General features: G+C 40.4%; 1 pseudogene. It reads right to left on the bottom strand.

Going from position 1 to position 1192, the window contains the following annotated elements:
- Positions 1-1062 (bottom strand): annotated as a pseudogene (locus ACYVTD_RS13365) (DNA topoisomerase IV subunit B family protein); the annotation flags it as partial.
- Positions 1063-1192 lie beyond the last annotated feature (130 nt).

Genomic DNA, 1192 nt, shown 5'->3' with positions numbered 1-1192 from the left:
TTTTGTCTGGCTTTCAAAGACTGGACTTTTTATTTTAATGGCGATTGCGGCGGTTGTCCCTTCACGCACATCTTCAGAGCGGGAGTCTTTTTTTTTAAAAGTTTGAATCCCCCTTTAAAAACCTTCTTTAAAAGCGGATAAATGCGTTCCGCCGTCAGAGGGGGATTTTTCGTTTACAAACGAGAAAAATTCCTCGCCGTAGTTGTTGGTATGCGTAAAAGCTATTTCCAGTTGCCCGTTAGGTGAATGTTTGCCTCGATAATAGCCAAGATTATACAATCCGTCGCTTCCTGTTTCTTCCTGCAATAAATCGTATAACCCTCGGTTGGAAATAAATTTTTTGCCGTTAAAAGCAAGAGTAAGCCCGGCGTTAAGGTATGCGTAATTCTGCACGCGCTTTTCTATAAACTCGGGATTAAAAACATAATCTTTAAAAATTTCAGGGTCGGGAACAAATTCCACCATTGTTCCGTCTTTTAACGCTTCTTTTAACTTGCCCTTGCGCTCGCTTTTAAGTTTTCCTCTTTCAAAAATCGCCTCGGCAAATTCTCCGCTCCTTATAGCGACTACCCTAAAATGAATCGACAGCGCATTAACAGCTTTTGTTCCCACTCCGTTAAGACCGACAGAAAACTGAAACACGTCGTCATTGTACTTTGCCCCCGTATTTATTACCGATACGCATTCTACCAATTTTCCAAGAGGGATACCGCGCCCATAATCGCGCACTTTAACCATCGCCTTGCCGGGCTTATCAATATCTTTTACGACTGTCTCTATAAGTTTTCCATTACCCATAATAAATTCGTCAATGCCGTTATCAATTACTTCTTTTAACAAAACATAAATACCGTCATCGGGGTTTGATCCGTCGCCAAGCCGCCCTATGTACATTCCCGTTCTAAGCCTGATATGTTCCAGAGAGGACAGAGTTTTTATTTTTGATTCATCATAAACAGGAGCTTTTCCTGCCGATGTTTTTGGCGGAGATTTTACAACTGCAGGCTTTGCTTTTGCGCTATTTTTTGTATTTGTTTTTTTTACTTGTTTTTTTACCGGCATTTAACCGCCCCTCCATTTCATTACAGTTGTTTTTCCAATTCTCGTATATAATCTTCGCTGTCGCGGACGCTTCCTTCTAAATCACTAATTCCCTTTTCAAGATCGACAATTTTATCTTTTTTATCTTCTA

The organism is Treponema sp. R6D11, from assembly GCF_054786075.1.
The sequence above is the reverse complement of the archived record's forward strand: the minus strand, read 5'-3'. Positions and strand labels throughout refer to the sequence as shown.